Annotated in this window: 12 protein-coding genes; 10 read left to right on the top strand and 2 right to left on the bottom strand. The window is 56.0% G+C overall.

Going from position 1 to position 15,691, the window contains the following annotated elements; all coding sequences use genetic code 11:
- The first annotated feature begins 108 nt into the window (after positions 1-108).
- Both AC2FAP_RS08150 and AC2FAP_RS08145 read left to right on the top strand, forming a co-directional pair.
- A complete protein-coding gene (locus AC2FAP_RS08150) occupies positions 109-1,080 on the top strand; it encodes a fatty acid desaturase (protein WP_134178689.1) in 972 nt (323 codons plus the stop codon).
- Positions 1,073-1,825 (top strand): phosphate/phosphite/phosphonate ABC transporter substrate-binding protein, encoded by a 753-nt coding sequence (locus AC2FAP_RS08145; RefSeq protein WP_181216015.1) that lies wholly within the window; start codon positions 1,073-1,075, stop codon positions 1,823-1,825. Before AC2FAP_RS08150 ends, AC2FAP_RS08145 begins: the two co-directional genes overlap by 8 nt.
- A gap of 12 nt (positions 1,826-1,837) precedes the next feature.
- Here AC2FAP_RS08145 and AC2FAP_RS08140 read toward each other — a convergent pair whose 3' ends face one another.
- Together AC2FAP_RS08140 and AC2FAP_RS08135 are read right to left on the bottom strand one after the other, a co-directional pair.
- Positions 1,838-2,740: a LysR family transcriptional regulator gene (locus tag AC2FAP_RS08140; protein WP_020883452.1), complete on the bottom strand. Its 903-nt coding sequence runs from the start codon at positions 2,738-2,740 to the stop codon at positions 1,838-1,840.
- 23 nt (positions 2,741-2,763) lie between these two features.
- Positions 2,764-5,052: an FdhF/YdeP family oxidoreductase gene (locus tag AC2FAP_RS08135; RefSeq protein ID WP_485452903.1), complete on the bottom strand. Its 2,289-nt coding sequence runs from the start codon at positions 5,050-5,052 to the stop codon at positions 2,764-2,766.
- 1,002 nt (positions 5,053-6,054) lie between these two features.
- Between AC2FAP_RS08135 and AC2FAP_RS08130 the strand changes: the two genes are divergently transcribed.
- The 8 genes from AC2FAP_RS08130 (at position 6,055) to tssB (ending at position 15,688) form a co-directional block, all read left to right on the top strand.
- Positions 6,055-6,549: a hypothetical protein gene (locus tag AC2FAP_RS08130; RefSeq protein ID WP_014170557.1), complete on the top strand. Its 495-nt coding sequence runs from the start codon at positions 6,055-6,057 to the stop codon at positions 6,547-6,549.
- Positions 6,550-6,572: 23 nt separating this feature from the next.
- Positions 6,573-7,076, top strand: a complete 504-nt coding sequence (gene tssJ, locus AC2FAP_RS08125) for a type VI secretion system lipoprotein TssJ (protein ID WP_014170556.1) — start codon at positions 6,573-6,575, stop codon at positions 7,074-7,076.
- 28 nt (positions 7,077-7,104) lie between these two features.
- Positions 7,105-8,448 (top strand): type VI secretion system baseplate subunit TssK, encoded by a 1,344-nt coding sequence (gene tssK / locus AC2FAP_RS08120; protein ID WP_020883454.1) that lies wholly within the window; start codon positions 7,105-7,107, stop codon positions 8,446-8,448.
- A 17-nt stretch (positions 8,449-8,465) separates the two neighbouring features.
- Positions 8,466-9,704, top strand: coding sequence for a DotU family type VI secretion system protein (locus tag AC2FAP_RS08115; protein ID WP_014170554.1), 1,239 nt, complete (start codon positions 8,466-8,468; stop codon positions 9,702-9,704).
- A gap of 2 nt (positions 9,705-9,706) precedes the next feature.
- The gene (gene tssM / locus AC2FAP_RS08110; RefSeq protein ID WP_163306331.1) at positions 9,707-13,327 is read left to right on the top strand and encodes a type VI secretion system membrane subunit TssM; all 3,621 of its coding nucleotides are present in this window, start codon (positions 9,707-9,709) and stop codon (positions 13,325-13,327) included.
- A 16-nt stretch (positions 13,328-13,343) separates the two neighbouring features.
- A complete protein-coding gene (gene tagF / locus AC2FAP_RS08105; protein WP_020883457.1) occupies positions 13,344-14,060 on the top strand; it encodes a type VI secretion system-associated protein TagF in 717 nt (238 codons plus the stop codon).
- Between the two features lie 11 nt (positions 14,061-14,071).
- Positions 14,072-15,088 (top strand): type VI secretion system protein TssA, encoded by a 1,017-nt coding sequence (gene tssA, locus AC2FAP_RS08100; protein ID WP_073395993.1) that lies wholly within the window; start codon positions 14,072-14,074, stop codon positions 15,086-15,088.
- A 75-nt stretch (positions 15,089-15,163) separates the two neighbouring features.
- Positions 15,164-15,688, top strand: coding sequence for a type VI secretion system contractile sheath small subunit (gene tssB, locus AC2FAP_RS08095; protein WP_008502644.1), 525 nt, complete (start codon positions 15,164-15,166; stop codon positions 15,686-15,688).
- Positions 15,689-15,691: the final 3 nt, after the last annotated feature.

Here is a 15,691-nt window from a genome sequence, read left to right as displayed (position 1 = left end):
CGCGCTGCCCGCGTTTCTGGCAAAGCAAAGCGATATAAGTTCTTTGTTATTTCAGACGTTTTCCCCGATCGTCAGGGCATTCTCTCTGGCGAAACGGCGTCTGAAGGCATGGGTAAACGAAGCTCCCTCTATTTACATCCGCAACAACGCGATCAAATTCACCACCTCGCCTCGGGGTTTTTGTGGCGAAGCGAACTGCCCACGTGGATCGTCATCATCACCCTTTACAGTGGCTGGTTTGCCACGCTGGCGTACTGGAAAACGCTGGGATTGCTGCCCGCTACGCTGCTGCTCATCGGATTTACCACCTGGTATATGTCACTCCAGCATGAACTGATCCACGGCCATCCCACGCGCTTTGCCTGGCTTAACGCGCTGTTTGGCACGCTTCCGCTGGCGGTGTGGTATCCGTATGGTCTGTACCGGGACTCTCATCTTGCCCATCATCGCCACGATAGCCTGACGATCCCGGTGGATGACCCGGAGTCGTACTATTTTACCGAGGAGAGCTGGGCACGCTTTTCGCCCTGGCACAAGCGCGTGATCCATGCACGGAATACCTTCTGCGGCCGGCTGTTGCTGGCACCGCTGCTGGATATCCTGCAGACGCTGGCCAGCGCCGTGACGGCGTTTCGCCATCTTCACCTGCGCGCAATGGCAATGTGGCTCGTCCACGCGTCGTTGCTGGCAGCGCTGTTTGCCTGGATGATGCACAACGGTTTCTCGCCCGTCTGGTTTGTGCTGGCGGTAAGTTATCCGGCGCTGGCGCTGACTAAAGTGCGCTCCTTTTATGAACATCGCGCGGCGGATGATCCGCTGGCGCGTTCTGTCATCAACGAAGCAGGGCTGTTCTGGCGGGTGCTGTTTTTAAATCTTAACTACCATTCAGTCCATCACGATTTACCGGGTGTTCCATGGTATGGGCTAAAAAGCGTCTATCTGCAAAACCGGGCGGCGTACCAGAAGCGTAACCATGGTTTTGTGGTCAGGGGTTATAGTGAATGGATGCGACAGTTTTGGGGGCGGGCGGTCAACGTCACCGCTCACCCAGGGCGTCAACACGAGGGAAGTCATGAGTAACCCGCTGGCGTTTCCGATGTATGCCATCAATCGCGCCGACACGGATGCCCTCTGGCGAGCGGTACAGCACCTGCTTGCCGAACGCGGCGTGCCGGTGAGCGAAGGCGTACCCGATGATTCTCTGCTGGCCCACTGGCAGCAGCCCGGGCTTGTCCTCAGCCAGACCTGCGGCTACCCGCTGATGACGCAATTGCCGGACGTACAGGTCGTGGGCTGTTTTCACTACCAGGCGCCAGGCTGCGAAGCGTTTTATTACCGTAGCCTTCTGGTGACGCGCGCCCAGAAGCGCTCCCGGACACTGGCTGATTTTCGCGGCCGATGGGCGGTATGCAATTCTGCGGATTCGCAGTCCGGTTATCACGCGCTGCGAAAAAAAGTGGCGCCACTTGCACCCGATGGCCATTATTTTGCCCGGACGACCTTTAGCGGCAGCCATCGCCAGTCGCTAATTGATCTAAAAGAGGGTAAGGGCGATATCGCCGCTATCGACTGCGTGACGTACGCGCTACTGCAGCGTCATGAACCGGCGTTGCTCGACGGGCTGGTGGCGATCGACAGTACTCCCCTGACACCCGGGTTACCGCTGATTACCGCGCACAACACATCCCCTGAAACGCTTAACGCTCTCCGTGATGCGCTGAACACGCTGGTGAATGCCCCGCAATACCGGGACGTTTGCAAGGCGGTGCTGATCTGCGGGTTCAGTGTGGTGACGCGTCAGTCTTATTCGGTGTTGCTCGACTGACGCGTTATCACCTCACTCAATGCCGTTGTTCTCTGCAAGATAAAGCGCCTGCGCGTCGGTGAAACAGCGCAGTGCCAGTGAGGAGACGGGGGCCTGTCGCCGCATGATCAGGCCGATCGGGGCTTCGATGTTCGAGTCGGTTATGGGGGTTATCCGGAAGTGGCTGTTCAGGTTCTCCAGCCCGTTGTTCAGCGGCATCACGGCACAGCACACGCCGCTTTGTACCGCCTGAATGATCTGGAACGTGGAATCGCTTTCAAAGACAGACTCGGGATTAATGCCGGCAGATTTAAAGCTCACCTCCATATGCTCGCGATAATGCATCCCCTTGGTCAGAAACCCCAGCGGAAATGCCATCAGTTCCTGCCAGGTCAGCGTCTCCTGATCCAGCTGGAAGTGGCGGATATCGTGCAGCAATCCCATTTCGGTTTTTGGCAGCTGGATAATGTCAAACGGACGGGTGTCGATACTGTTCAGGTAGCAAATCCCCAGTTCAAGCTGATTCCGGCTGACGCCGTCGGCAATTTGTTGCGAGGACATTGAGTAGAGGCTGTAGGTCAGCTCCGGGTATTTTTGCGTCAGCTGGCGGATAAAGATCATCGGATCCACGCTGGCCAGTGGCACCATTCCCAGACGCAATTCACCCACCACTTGCCCTTTGCACAGCGAGGCTTCGGCCTGCAGGCCGTCGTGAGCGGCCAGTACCGCGCGCGCCCATGCCAGAATGCGTTCGCCTTCGGGCGTAAAGCCTTCAAAACGTTGCCCGCGAGTAATCAGCACCAGCCCCAGCTCCTCTTCCAGGCTGCGAATACGCATGGAGAGGGTCGGCTGGGTGATGTTGCACTGTGAGGCTGCTTTACCAAAATGCCGGGTCTGATCGAGTGCGATTAAGTACTTTAACTGTTTTATATCCATCGTATTTCTCTGCGCGGAAAGCCTTACAGCACGCGGATCTCTTTCGAACGCAGGATGAGGCGGACCGGAACCGATTTATAAGACGGCGTACCGCTGTCCTTATCCAGATAATCAAGCGGAACCAGTACGTTGGCCTCCGGGTAGTAAGCTCCGACGGAACCCGGCGCAATGCTGTAGGCCACAACGGTAATGTCTTCCAGACGCTGAACGCTCCCCGGCAGGGCGGTTTCGATATCCACGCGATCGCCATGCTCCAGGCCTGACTGCGCCATATCGTCTTCATTCATAAACAGCACATCGCGACGGCCAAAGACGCCGCGGTAGCGGTCATCAAGGGCGTAAATGGTGGTGTTGTACTGGTCGTGGCTGCGCAGCGTGATCAGGCGCAGCACATTATCGCCTTCACCACTGGCGTTCTCATTGACGCCGTCGAAAACCGAAAACATCGCTTTGCCCGTCGCCGTTGGCCAGATACGTTCTGTGGGCGGCAGCGGCATGCGAAAACCACCAGGAATGCGGATCCGTTCATTGTAATTCTCGAAGCCCGGAATGGTCTGCTCAATCAGGTGGCGGATACGGTCATAATCCTCAACCAGCGTCATCCAGTCCACGCGGGTCTCCCGCAGGGTGGCTTGCGCCATTCCGGCGATAATGGCCGGTTCAGCGCGCAGGCGCGGAGAGGCAGGTTTCAGCTTGCCGGAAGAGGCATGCACCATCGACATGGAGTCCTCCACGGTAATGGACTGGCGTCCGGTGGCCTGGACATCCAGCTCGGTACGACCGAGGCACGGCAAAATAAAGGTCTCTTTCCCCACCAGCAAATGGGTGCGGTTGAGCTTGGTACCGATGTGCACGCTCAAATCCAGCGTATTCATTGCCGGAAAACCGTTCTCGTGATCGGGCATCGCTACCGCAAAATTTCCCCCCAGACAGATCAGCGCTTTTGCACGTCCGTCGATCATGGCCTGCGTTGCCTGCACCGCATCATGGCCGTGGTGAGCAGGGGGCTCAAAACCGAATACCTCCTTCAGGCGGTTGAGAAATGCCGGTGTCGGTTTCTCGCTTATACCCACGGTGCGGTTACCCTGAACGTTCGAGTGGCCGCGCAGTGGGCATATCCCCGCGCCGGGTTTCCCAATGTTACCGCGCAGCAGCAACAGATCAGCGATCAGGCGGACATTCGCGGTGCCTTTATTATGCTGAGTGATGCCCATCCCGTAGGTGATGATGGTGGCATTCGATTTTGCGTAGGCCTCGGCCACGGATTTGAGTGCTGCCCGGCTCAACCCGGATTCACGCTCAATGGCCTCCCAGTCGGTTTGCGCAATGTCTGCAGCAAACGCCTCAACGCCCAGGGTGTGTTCAGCAATAAAGGCGCGATCGAGCACGTTTCCGCGTTCGTTCTCCATCTCGAGCAGGTGTTTTGCGATCCCTTTTAACGCAGCGGCATCGCCTCCGGCTTTCACCTGGAAATAGGTGGAGGCGATATCGGTAGAGCTGTAGGTTGCCATCTCAATAACGCTTTGCGGATCCGCGAAACGTTCCAGCGCGCGCTCGCGCAGGGGATTAAAGACGATAATCGGTACGTTGCGGCGAGCCAGCTCATGCAGCGTGCCCATCATCCGCGGATGGTTGGTACCAGGGTTATGACCAATGGAGATAACCAGCTCCGTTTTATCGAAGTCATCAAGTGAGACGGTCCCTTTCCCGATACCAATGGAACGGGGTAAACCGACGCTGGTGGCTTCATGGCACATATTCGAGCAGTCGGGGAAGTTATTGGTACCGTACTCGCGGGCGAACAGCTGGAACAGATACGCTGCTTCGTTCGAGGCTCTGCCGGAGGTATAAAATTCGACCTGGTCAGGCTCAAGCCCGCGCAGCACCTCACCGATACGCTGGAAAGCGTCGTCCCATTCCACTGGCTGGAAGGTATCACTTGCCCGGTCATAGCGCAGGGGATGGGTCAGACGACCGTAACCTTCCAGCTCAAAGTCAGATTTAGCCAGCAGCGAGGACACGCTGTTTTTGGCGAGAAAATCCGTAGTGACGCGTTTATTGGTGGCTTCCCAGGTGACGGCTTTCGCCCCGTTCTCACAGAACTGGAACGTGGATTTGTGTTCTTTATCGGGCCACGCACAGCCAGGGCAGTCAAAACCGTCAGGCTGGTTTGTGCGCAGCAGAGTTGCGGGGGCATCCAGCGTATCCATTTGGGTACGTACCGCAATGGCCGTCGCCTTTAACGCCCCCCAGCCACCGGCTGGGCCGTCATAGTGCCTGATACCGGGAACTGAACGTCTTTTCTTATTCATACCAACTCCTGACTTGTGCGGTCATGACATCACCTGCGCCCATAAACCACCGGGTTTGCCAATAAGCGAAAACAATGATGGCGTCTGTTACCAGAGGCCAAAGCAAAGTTAAATGCATTGAATTGAATGGCTATATTTTACAGTGGCTTACAAGCTAATCGGCGTAAACATTTAAAGAAATTATAACGAAATTTTATCATTTTTATAATAAATCTTATCTATCACCTGTTCACTCTGCGCTATGGCGAAAGCGAAGCGATGATGAAGTCAGCGTTAAATTTCAGATGAAGGTGGCTGAAGGGCAGGGCGACGAAGACCCCTGCAGGCAGGAGGAATTGGTGCAAATTAATCGTCGCTTTAACCAGGAATATGTAGCTGTGCTTAATTGTTAATATCGGAAAATTACCAGATTAAATCCGAAAGGGAGATTAAAAGACAAACTTATTTTGAGGTGTAAAATTAACTTTTCTCAGTTTCCCTGAAACAATTTCATATATTGAGACAGGTCTGGCTGAAATTGAAAGTTACCTCGATAATGCAACAAATAATTCATATTGGATATATTTTCTTCGCCCCGCATAAAGCCAGATTCTACTAATTATGGTAGTAGCAGTAATAGGGTTATTGCGTTAATGAAAGTGATTCTCTTTTGTGGAATTTCATTTTAAATCATATGGATATGTGATTTTGGCTTGAGGGGAATAGACGATTTTAGCTAAATCGTATTTTTTTCTCAGATTAATCCTATAATGTCTCGAGTGCTTCATTAACCATCAGTTATGAAGCGGTAAATATTGAATTGGTGGCAAGCTCATGTAAACTTGCTTACCGTTTGTCAAAATATGTCAGGAAGACGCTGGGCCTTATTCTGAAGGGCTCGTGCGGTAGCTATGCCCTTAAATAGTAACGCCCCGAAAATATACTGACTATTTTAACAATAGCACCTAAGTCAAACTTCATCCCCTTTATCTCCATCATCGAAATATCGCTACGGAAAAGCATATGAAAATGCGCGTACTGTTTTCACTTCTGTTTGTAATGGCGGTGGCGGGCTGTAAAGCGCCGCAGAAACCTGTGATCAACGACGACACGATCGTGACCAGCCAGGTCAATGGCGTCACGTTAACCCACCGTCATGCTGTTTTACCTCCAGCAGAGTTTACTCAGCTCAATGAGCCGTATCGTGCCATGTATCCGGCCTCGCTGATGAGCCGTCCTGACTTCGGCGGAAAGGTTATCCGTACCCTGGAAACCGGTAAAACGTATGTGGTCCTGGGTCAGGTTGAGCACTACTGGATGGCGCTTGCCGATGAGGGAAATGATCAACTGATTGGCTACGTCCCGATGCGTGCAGTGATCAAAGCCGATCAGTACGAAGCGACCGTCCGTAAGCAGGCCCAGCGTGCGAAAGTGCGTAAGAAGGCAACCTGTGTTGATGTGGACGGTAACAGCAAAGCCTGCAAAGACAGCGCTAACGGTACCTGGATCCTGAACTAAACCGCGTCCCTGAGCGTATTTTTATGAATAATAAAAATTTTCATTGGTTGTGGTCCGTCTTTTACGCGGCGATTTTCGCCCTTGTCAGTGGTTGTACGTCGTCTTCACACAGCGACCCTTCCCGCTACAATCTGCAGTTTCAGGCTCATCCACAAATCAATGAATCTGCGCCGCTAAAAGTCAGAGTGCTGTTGCTGAAATCCGATGCGGATTTCATGTCCAGCGACTTCTATTCCCTGCAGAACAACGCGTCAGCCACGCTTGGCGCGAATCTGCTGAACAGCGATGTTTTCTTCCTGATGCCGGGTCAGCTCTCGAAAACTCTGAGTGGACAGAGCTCTCCCGACGCCCGCTACATTGGTGTGATGGCGGAATATCAGATGCTGGATGGCAAAAAATGGCGCGTTTCACTCCCTCTGCCTGTGCCAGGCGAAAACCATATCTACCAGTTCTGGAAATGGTCAGCGGATGAACTCCAGGCCAACGTGTTTCTCGACGTGAATGGCATCCGGGTCATCAGCCAGTAACGCGCTTCATAACAGGAATTACATCATCATGACGAAAGCAGAAAAGGTCGTCTGGACCGAAGGCATGTTCCTGCGCCCACACCATTTTCAGCGGACTGAAAGCTATCTGCTCAACCACGTTCGTGAATGGGGTGCGCTGCAGCGTTCATACCTTTGGGGCTTTCTCGACGTTGAGCTGGACGAAGCGATGCTGCGCCAGGGATGCATTGCCCTGAGCTACTGCAGTGGACTGCTGCCTGACGGAACCTTTTTCCAGGTGCGCAACGGCCGCAATGGTCCGGTGCCGCTGAAAATCCCTGACAATCTCACCAATGAAAAGGTGGTGCTCGCACTGCCGGTTCGCCGTGGAGAGAGAGAAGAGGTGATCTTCAGTGAAGAGCCGGCCTCGCTGGCGCGCTTCATCGCCTTTGAGCAAGAGGTGGAAGACGACAACGCCATGTCGGTAGGCGATGCCACCGTACAGTTTGGCCGCCTGCGTCTGACCCTGATGCTGGAAAAAGATGTAACGGCAGAGTGGACCGCTATCGGTGTGGCGTTTGTGACCGAGAAACGCAACGATAACCACGTGCGTCTCGATAGCAGCTACATTCCGCCGATGCTGAATGCCAATAACAGCCCGCAGATCTACAGCATGATTAACGATCTGCACGGCTTACTGGTGCAGCGCAGCCAGCAAATTGGCGGTCGTCTGCGCCAGCCTGGCCGCTTTAATACCTCGGAACTGATTGAATTTACGCTGCTCTCACTGGTGAACCGCCATCTGGGCGAGGTTTCGCATTTAAAAACGCTTCCGCTGCTGCATCCAGAAACGCTCTGGCGCAGCTGGCTGCCGTTTGCGACCGAGCTCGCCACCTGGGCGTCTCAGCGTACCGCTGAAAGCGTGCTGCCAATTTACGATCACGACGACCTCGCGGGTTGCTTCAGCAAACTGATGATGCTGCTGCGTCAGGGGCTGTCTCTGGTGATGGAAGACCATGCCATTCAGCTGCCGCTTAACGAGCGTTCCCACGGTCTGAACATCGCGACCGTGCCGGAAACCAGCATGGTGCGTGAGTTCGGCTTCGTGCTGGCGGTCAAAGCCAACGTGCCGGGCGAACACCTGCAAACCCATTTCCCTGCCCAGATGAAAGTGGCACCGGTCTCGAAAATTCGCGATCTGGTTCAGCTGCAACTGCCTGGCATTATGCTGCGCGCCATGCCGGTCGCACCGCCGCAGATCCCCTGGCATGCAGGCTACAGCTACTTCGAGCTGGAGAAGGGGAGCGAGCTGTGGCACGAGATGGATAAGTCCGGCGCTTTCGCCCTGCATCTCGCAGGCGAGTTCCCGGGACTTGATATGGAGTTTTGGGCCATCCGTAGCCCGACTGAATAATAAAGCGAGCGCTTAATATGCAGGAACGACAGGATACCGGCAGTGATGCCGCGTTTACCGGAGCCAGTAGCAACAATCAGCTGGTGGCGGCCGCCAATCCGCTGCTCAATGCGATTCCGCAAATCCGTCATTCGGTATCACATGACGATCAGGTGGCGTTGCGCCAGCGCCTGATCGATGAGATCCGCCGGTTCGAAGTGCGCTGTCAGCAGGCCGGTCTGGCCTATGAGGTGATCGTCGGGGCACGTTACTGCCTCTGTACGGCACTTGATGAGGCCGCTGCGCTTACCCCCTGGGGCAGCAGCGGCGTCTGGTCCAGCAATGGTCTGCTGGTGACGTTTCATAATGAAACCTGGGGCGGCGAAAAGTTCTTCCAGCTGCTGGCGCGTCTGTCGCAAAACCCGCGCGAACATATTCTGCTGCTGGAGATGATCAACTACTGCCTGCTGCTCGGCTTCGAGGGGCGCTATCGGGTGCTGGATAATGGCCGCACCCAGCTTGAAACCATCAAGCAACGGCTGTGGCAGATGATTCGCGGCGTGCGTGGCAGTTACCCGCCACAGCTCTCTCCGCATCCGGAAGATCGTCCGGTACTGCGCAAGCTATGGCGACCTATGGTACCTCTGTGGGCCTGTGTGGCGCTGGCCGGGTTTATCGCCTGCCTGTTCTATATCGTGCTTAACTGGCGGCTTGGCGATAGTACCAACCCGGTATTAGCAAAAATTTATCAGTCACAGCTTCCCGAAACGACTATCCAGCAACCTGCCCGCCAGCTGCCTGCGGTGCTGAACCTGCGTGGTTTCCTGAAGCCGGAAATTGAAGCCGGTCTGGTTGCGGTAAAAGATGAAGCGGACCGTAGCGTGGTGATCCTGAAAGGGGACGGCCTGTTTGCTTCCGCCTCAACCGTGGTACGTGACCGTTATGAGCCGGTGATAAACCGTATTGCACAGGCCATGAATAACGTCAGCGGTAAAATTCTGGTGGTGGGCTACAGCGACAACGTGCCAATTCGCAGCGCGCGCTTTGCCTCTAACTATGAACTGTCGCTGGAACGTGCCCGGTCAGTTCAGAAAATGCTGCAGGGAAGCCTCTCTCAACCTGAACGTGTGAAAGCGGAAGGCCGCGGTGAGATTAATCCAGTGGCACCTAACAATACGCCGGAAAACCGTGCCCGTAACCGCCGGGTGGAAATTACTCTGCTGGTGTCGCCTGAAAATACCCAGGCTGAGCTGAACGGATTGCCGCAAGGAAACTAAGGATGCTGACTACTCTTCTTTCCATTTTGACCAATCGCATTCTGTGGAGCTTCCTGGGCGTCACTGCGCTTGCGGCGGTTATCTGGATGATTGGCCCATTGTTGTCCATCGTGGACACCCGACCGCTCGAATCTGAACAGAACCGCATCATCAGTATTGCGGTGGTTTATCTGCTCTGGGCGCAGGGCCACATTCTGCCGCGGCTGTACAATGCCTGGCTGAACCGCAAGCTGATGGACAAACTCAATGAGAACACCACCAGCCCGGAAGCAGCGGATCCGCAGAAGCGACTGAACAGCGAGGAGCAGATCCTCGCCAGCCGTTTTGACGAAGCCGCACAGATGCTGAAAAAAGCGCACTTCAGCAAAGCGGGACAGGGTGCCCAGTGGACGCAGCGCTTTAGCACGCAATATCTGTATCAACTGCCGTGGTACGTGATCATCGGCGCACCGGGCAGCGGTAAAACCACGGCGCTGGTCAACTCCGGACTGCAATTCCCGCTGGCCGACCGCTTCGGTAAGACCGCGCTGCGCGGGATCGGCGGCACGCGTAACTGCGACTGGTGGTTCACCAACGAGGCCGTACTGCTGGACACCGCGGGTCGCTATACCACCCAGGAGAGCGAACAGGTTCAGGACGCCGGTGAATGGCTTGAGTTTATGGGGTTATTGCGTAAGTATCGCCGTCGCCAGCCGATCAACGGTGTGATTATTACCATCAGCATTTCTGATCTGCTGACGCTCTCGCCTGAAGCGTCACGCCAGCAGGCGGTCAACCTGCGCCAGCGTCTCTCTGAGCTGCATGAGCAGCTGGGTATTCGCTTCCCGGTGTATGTCATGGTGACCAAAGCTGACCTGCTTAAAGGCTTCCGTGCCTGGTTTGCCGATTACGACAAAGCGCAGCGCGACCAGATCTGGGGCTTCACGCTGCCGTGGGAGCAAACCAAACACGCTGATTACGACCTGATGGGTAACTTCCATCAGGAATTTTCCCTCTTACAGCAGCGCCTGGATGCCGGACTGCCGGAAACCCTGCTGCAGGAGCATGACGCAAAAGCGCGCGCGGAAGCGTATCTCTTTCCGCAGGAGTTTGCCGCACTGCGTCCGCTGCTGGCTGACTACCTGAGCACGGTCTTTGCCCGCTCTAACTTTGAAACCGAATTCTCCCCGCGCGGGATCTATTTCGCCAGTGGTACCCAGGAAGGTATGCCGTTTGACCGGGTGATGGGCGAACTTAACCGTGCGCTCTCCTTGCCGGAAGGTGAAGAGGGAAATCGCTGGGATTCCGTCAGCAAAGAGGCTCCGATTCCGGGGGCGAAAGGGCAGAGCTTCTTCATCAAGAACCTGCTGCAAAACGTCATTTTCCAGGAAGCCGGCATCGCCGGGGAAAACCGCTGGTGGGAACTGCGTAACCGTGCCGTCATTTGGTCCGGCTATGCGGCGCTGCTGGCCCTGCTGGTGATCCTCGGTGGACTGTGGCTGACCAGCTATGCCAGGAACAAGGCTTATCTGGAAGAGGTGGACGCAAAGGTGCCGCTGCTGGATCAGCAGAGCAAGGCGCTGCAGAATCAGCCTCAGCGCGATCTGTTTGACCTTCTGCCCTTGCTAAATGGCCTGGTCGATCTGCCGAAAAGTGACGCGTTTGATGTTAACGATCCGCCTGTCTCACGCCGTATGGGGCTCTATCGTGGGGATGACGTCAGCGATGCATCGCAGTCTCTGTACCAGAAAGCGCTGGACCAGATGCTGCTCCCTGCCGTGGCGATGCACATCACCACCTGGCTGCGCAACGATAACGGCAGCGATGTGGAATACAGCTATGAAGCGCTGAAGGCCTACCAGATGCTCTATCAGCCGAAGCACTATGACGGCAAATTCCTGCACTCCTGGGTAATGCTCAATCTGCAGCGCAACCTCCCGCAGAACGTGACTCAGGCGCAGCTTCAGCAGCTTGAGTGGCACCTGACTCAGTTGCTTGAGCCGAAAATTCAGGCCTCGCCGTACGCGCAGGATGAATCCCTGGTCGCGCGTGAAAGGGCGCTAATCAACCAGCAGCCACTTTCCACCCGGGTGTATGGTCGTCTGAAGCGTCTGCTGGAGCATGATGAAAACCTGAAACCGGTGTCGCTCTCCGACCTGGGCGGTCCGCAGAGCGAGCTGGTGTTTTCACGCAAAAGCGGCAAGCCGGTGAGTGAAGGCGTACCGGGTCTTTATACCCCGGACGGTTACTGGAAAAGCTTCAACGGCCAGATTGACAGCGTCACCACTGCCCTGCATGAAGACGATGCGTGGGTGCTGGGGGCGACCTCAGCCCAGGAAGATAAACAGCAGATCGATAACGCCGTGCGCCAGCTCTACATGCGCGACTTTATCGCCAACTGGGATCGCTTCCTCGCCGACATTCAGCTTAATAACAGTGCCGATCTCTCCCAGCGCATCAATACCGCGCGTCTGCTCTCCGGGGCAAACTCGCCGCTGCGCCGTCTGGTGCTGAACCTGAGCCAGGTCCTGACGCTTTCACGTAATGCGCCAGCCCCGGACGATGCCGGTAAAGCGCAAGCGCAAAGCAACCGTGCCACCCGCACGCTCGAAGCGTTATTCAGTAATAATGACAATGCCCCGACGCAGGCCGCGGTGGTCACTCAGGCACCTGAACAGCTGGTAACCGATCACTATGCTCCAATGATTGAGCTGGCGCAGCCGCTGGAGAAGGGCGGGAAGACCATCGTCTTTGATGATTTTCTCAAGCAGGTCGATGAACTTTACCGCTACCTGACTGCCGTTCAGGACGCGGCCAACAGCGGCATGCCTGCTCCGGGAGGCGAGGCGATTAGCCGTCTGCAGGCCAGTGCCGGTCGTCTGCCGGGCGGTCTGCAAACCATGTTCAGCAATATGGCGGTGGGGGCCAGCAGTGATACCCAGCGTCGCGACCTCGAAAACGTGCGTAAGCGGATTAACGTCGAAGTCGGCGGTTTCTGCCGTCAGGCAATCGCTGGCCGTTACCCGCTGGTGCGCAGCGCCAGTACGGAGGTCACGCCGGACGATCTCGCGCGCATGTTTGCGCCAGGCACCGGGCTGATGGACACCTTCTTTCGTGACAACCTGACCAATAAAGTCGATACCACGCAGGCGAACTGGCGCTTTATGCCGGGCATTGATGGAAAAACGCTGCCGGGAAGTGAAGGGCTCCTGAGACCGTTCCAGCAGGCGCAGTCCATTCGCGATGCTTTCTTTGCTAACGGTGCTACCACGCCTTCTTACAAAGTGACAGTGCGCACCGTCAGAATGGATAACACGATCCTTAACCTGACGCTGGATGTTGACGGTCAACTGCTGCGCTACAGCCACGGTCCACAGGCTGTGCAGATCATGAACTGGCCGGGGCCGGGCGGGACTAACCAGGTGCGTATGCAGCTGGGTCTGGCTAACGGCAGCACGGCTACGCTGGTGACTAACGGTTCCTGGGCGCTGAACCGCTTTTTCGATAAAGCGCGTACCAGCCCGGGGGCGGGAAGTCTGAGTCGCCAGGCGACCTTCAACGTAGACGGACATCAGGTTACGCTGGAATTTGCGCCAAACAGTATTCGTAACCCGTTCCAGCTTCCCCGTTTCTCATGCCCATAACCGCAAGGACAGCCGTATGACGAATACCCCTGCGATGAACCGCTACAGCTGGTATGGCAAACTGCCCAGCGCCGGAGATTTTTTGCAGCGTCGCTTTCCTGACACCCTGCAACGCCAGTGGTCGCACTGGTTCCAGGTCGGCCTGCTGGCCTGGCAGCAGGAAGAGCAGCGCAGCGGTGAGCGCCCGTTTAACAAAGCGCCGGTCTGGAATTTTGTCGTACCGCCGATGCTGGGCAGCCAGATGATTCAGATGGGCTGCCTGCTGCCGGGACGTGACAGCGTTGGTCGACAATATCCGGTCTGCATTCAGCTCAGCTTTGCCCCCGCTGACTGGTCGTCACGTCTGCTCAGTCAGGCTGAAAGCTGGTATCAGCAGATTGGCCGTCTGGGCCTGCATGCGGTACGTAACAGTTTTTCTGCCTCACAGCTCGATGACATGCTGATGTCCATTCCGGCACCGCAGCCCGTCGAGCCGCAAAAGCGCTCAGATATTCTCGACGTGATTGGTTATGACGAAGACGGCCAGAGCACGCTGGGCTGGCCTCAGGCAGCAGAGTGCTTTGACCCGCTTCGCCAGACCAGCTACTGGTGGACCAACCGCTGCGACGGCTACCCGCTCTACACCCATGTTCACAGCGGCAACTTCACCGGGCAGCTCTTTACGCTGCTGTTCGACCCGGCAGGTGGCGCCCGCCCGGGTCGTCACGGTCTCTATCCGCCCATGTTTGAATAAGCAGGGATCTTATGAATATCGAAGAATTTCTCGCGCCAATAAGCCCCGACAAGCCCTGCGGCGAAAACCTGGAGTATGACGCTGATTTCCAGCTGATGAATCAGGCCAGCCAGGGCAAAGCAGAGCAGCAGTTTGGCGACACCATCATTCCGGCAGAACCTGCTGACTGGAATACGGTGGAAAAATTCGCCACCAGCCTGCTGAGCCGCACCAAAGATCTGCGCGTCATGCTGGCGTTAACGCATGCATGGACACGTCGCCGCGGCCTTGCGGGCTACGCCGACGGGCTGTTACTGGTGCAGGAGGCGATCACGCGTTATTGGGAGCCGCTCTATCCGCTGCTGGAAGAGTATGGCGAAACCGACCCGTTTTACCGCATTAACGCCCTGGCCGGGCTGAGTGATAAGTCTGAACTGACCGTCGCCGTGCGTAACGCCTCGCTGCTGCGATCAAATGGCGATGAAATTTCACTTCGCGACGCTCAGGCACTGCTGGATGGCAGTAAAACCGAATGTCCGGATTACCCCGGTGGCCGTCCAAGACTGATTGACGAGCTGGCCCGCGGCGATCAGCCGGGCACGTCGGCGGTGATAGTGATTAACGAACGGCTGCTGGCCATTCGCGAGTTGCTCACTGGCCATCTTGGTGAAAGCGGCGTTCCGGAGATGGAACAGCTGCTGAAAACCGTCGGGCTGGTCGCCAGCGCCTGTCAGGTGACCGACATCAGCAAGCTGCTACCCAACCGGGAGGCACAGGCTGAGCTCAGCGCTGAACCTCAACCGGCGGTCGCACAACCCGTTCAGCAGGTTACAGACTGGCGCAGCGTGCAGGTCACCAGCCGCGCCGATGCACAGCTGATGCTGGAGAAAGCCAAACAGTATTTTGCGCAGTACGAACCGAGCCACCCCGCACCGTTGATGATTGAACGGGTGCAGCGGCTGTCAGAACTTAACTTTATGGACATTATTCGCGACCTGGCGCCAGACGGCGTTAACCAACTGGAAAACATCTTTGGACGCCGCGAATAACGCGTCCTGGCATTATGACGACAGGCATGGAGCCTGCCGTTTCACCTTCACCGCGCATCTTTGATGGAGAACATCATGGCAATGAGTAACAGTGGGCAGAAATTCATCGCACGTAACCGTGCCCCCCGCGTGCAGATCGAGTACGACGTAGAGATCTACGGTGCAGAACGTAAAATTCAGCTGCCGTTTGTGATGGGCGTCATGGCCGATCTGGTCGGCAAACCGGTGGAAAACCTGCCGGCAGTCGACGAGCGTAAATTCCTCGAAATCGACATTGATAACTTTGACGAGCGCATGAAAGCGCTGAAACCTCGCGTGGCGTTCCAGGTGGATAACACGCTGACCGGCGAAGGTAAGCTCAACGTTGATCTGACCTTCGACAGCATGGACGATTTCCTGCCGGACGCGGTAGCCCGCAAGGTTGAGCCGTTGAACAAGCTGCTGGAAGCACGTACTCAACTTTCCAACCTGCTGACCTATATGGATGGCAAAAACGGCGCGGAAGAGCTGATCGCTAAAATTCTGCAGGATCCGACGCTGCTCAAATCTCTGAGCCAGTTGCCGAAAAATGACGAAAGTGCGAAAGGTAGCGAGGAATAATCG

The organism is Enterobacter cloacae complex sp. 394I7 (assembly GCF_057320345.1).
This window is presented reverse-complemented; position numbering and strand designations above follow the sequence as displayed.